Below are 2,641 nucleotides of genomic sequence, written 5' to 3'. Positions count from 1 at the left end.
ACTGGTGGCGAACTCCTCGACCAACGTCAGGACGTACTTCCTCGACGACGCGGCGGTCCGGGCAGCCGCCGAAGCGGACCCGACGGGATTCGTCCGGCACGGCGGCCTGCTGCTGATCGACGAGGTCCAGCGGGTGCCCGAGCTACTGCTCGGGATCAAACTCGAGGTTGATCGCGATCCCCGCCCGGGGCGGTTTCTACTCACCGGCTCAGCCCGGCTGTCGGGTCTGCGTGACCTGCCCGACGCCCTGCCCGGTCGAACCGAAACAATCGAACTGTGGCCACTGTCACAGGGTGAGATCCACGGAACCCCCGACAGCTTCGTCGACACCGTGTTCGGCCAAGGCCCAGATACGCACGTACCGGAGAGCACCCTGCGTCGCCCGGACTATGTTGCCCGTGCCCTACAAGGCGGATATCCCGAGGCGGTACGCCGCGCCGACGCGCGTCGCCGCGGCCGGTTCTTCACCTCCTATCTGTCCGATCTCATTACGCGCGACGTGCGCCAGGTATCCGAGATCACACATGCCACCGACCTGCGCCGGCTGATCGGCGCACTCGCGGCATGCATGGCAGGCATGGCCGTCCCCCAGCGACTGAGCCGTGATCTCGGTCTTGCCGCGTCCACGGTCCGCCGCCATCTGGACGCCCTGGAGCTGATCTATGTTGTGCGAAGAATCCCGGCCTGGTCCAACAACCTGACCACCCGAGCGGTCGCCACACCAAAACTGATCATGATTGACTCGGGACTTGCCGGGCACCTGGCCGGTATGTCCCTCAAACGGGCAGCACATCCAACGGCGCCCGTCGGCCCGCTTCTGGAGAACTTCGTCATCGGCGAACTCGCCCGCCAACTGACCTGGGCAGAGGAGCCAGTACAACTCTTCCACTACCGCGACCGTGACGGTAATGAGGTGGATGCCGTACTGGAGCGCGCATCGGGCGAGATCGTCGGCATCGAGGTCAAAGCCTCCGAGACCGTTCGCGCGGACGACTTCCGGGGGCTGCATCAGCTCGCCCGGAAAGCCGGTGACCAGTTTCTTGCGGGCTACGTGATGTATGCGGGAGCGCAGCCGCTGCCGTTCGGCGACCGAATGCGCGCGCTGCCGATCGAAACGATCTGGACGATATAAGACGGGTGCGGGTCCCACCTTTCCACGGTCGGCACGACTCAATGCCGGCGCCATCGACACGCCCCTGTCGACGCCCGCCGCATCCCGTTCAGGAACGCCGGGGCCGTCGGACACGGGACGTAGAACCGCCCGCACGACCCGGACGGCACGATCCGTGGCACACAGTGGCATGCTCGACCCATGGGCAACGGGGGCTGTGCGGCCGGTGGCGGCGATGCCGAATTCGACTTCTTCATCAGCTACACCGGCGCGGACAAGGGATGGGCGGAGTGGATCGCCTGGCAGCTGGAGAAAAGAATCCGGATCAGCGGCCGTCCTGCCCGGGCGTTCATACAGGCCTGGGACCTCGTACCCGGATCGGACTGGGCGGCCCGCATGCATCGCACGCTGCCCGCGTCCACGCGGATGGTGCCGGTACTGTCGGAGACATACCTGCGCGACTCCCGGTACGGCAACGCCGAATGGCTGGCGGTCTGGCCGGACGATCCGGACGGTCGCGGACGCGGCATCGTGCCCGTGCGTATCAGCGCATGCCAACCGGACGGCCTTCTGCGTTCACGCACCTATATCGACCTGGTCGGTAAGGACGAGAACGCCGCGGCCAAAGAACTGATCCGGGGAATCACCGCGTCCATCACCGGACGGGGAAAGCCCACGACAGCCCCTGCTTTTCCCGGCACCGACGGCAGGACCGGCCCGGCCTTTCCAGGAGGCCCTTCAGGCAATGAACGCACCGTCACCGTGCTGCACCTGTCGGGGATGCGGCTACCCGCACAGCCCACGGACAGCCGGACGCCCGCGGAGCTGGTCACCTGGCTGTCCGACGACCTGCGCCGGCTCACCGCCGACACCGGCACCGACACCGGGGAGCTGCTTCCGGATCTCGTCGTCGTCACCGGCGACCTCACCGGGACGGGCGCGAAACGCGAGTTCGAGCAGGCGTACGACGTGCTGGCCGGGCTGGCCGACGCCCTGCGCCTCGACCACAATCGGTTCGCAATCATCCCGGGCAGCCATGACGTCAACGAGAAACTCTGCGAAGCCTATTTTCTCCAGCAGGAGGTCGCCGACGAGGAGCCGGTCGCGCCGTACTGGCCGAAATGGACGTTCTTCGACAGGCTGCTGCGCCGTTTCTACGGCCCGGACGCGGACATCGGTTTCCAGGTCGGCGAAGAATGGTCATATTTTGCCATATCCGATCTGAAGGTCGTGGTGGCGGGGCTGAACTCGACCATGGCCCAGTCGCATCTGGTTCACCACGGATGGCTGGGCGCCGAGCAGCTCGACAGCGCCGCCAACACCCTGTTCGGGTTCGCCCGGGACGGCTGGCTGCGGATCGGCGCCGTGCACCACGATCCGCTCGCCGGGTCGACATCGCACAACAGCGAGCTGCGGGACGCCGAGGACCTCGGCCGGCTTCTCGGCCCCCACCTGAACCTGCTGCTGCACGGGCAGGGCGGAAACGACCAGGGTGAAAACAAGGGGGGTGAAAACGAGCAGGGCGAGAAG

General features: G+C 66.6%; 2 protein-coding genes. Both read left to right on the top strand.

Translation table 11 applies throughout. The features are described from left to right. Positions 1 to 1,132 (top strand): ATP-binding protein (locus DD1DGNOD_RS08565; RefSeq protein WP_241255572.1); only part of this gene is annotated, 1,132 nt, incomplete at its 5' end. Between the two features lie 180 nt (positions 1,133 to 1,312). Then, a partial coding sequence (locus DD1DGNOD_RS08560; protein WP_131769843.1) for a TIR domain-containing protein occupies positions 1,313 to 2,641 on the top strand: 1,329 nt, incomplete at its 3' end.

It is taken from the genome of Candidatus Protofrankia californiensis, assembly GCF_900634765.1.
In the GTDB taxonomy this organism is placed as follows: domain Bacteria; phylum Actinomycetota; class Actinomycetes; order Frankiales; family Frankiaceae; genus Protofrankia; species Protofrankia californiensis.
The sequence above is the reverse complement of the archived record's forward strand: the minus strand, read 5'-3'. Positions and strand labels throughout refer to the sequence as shown.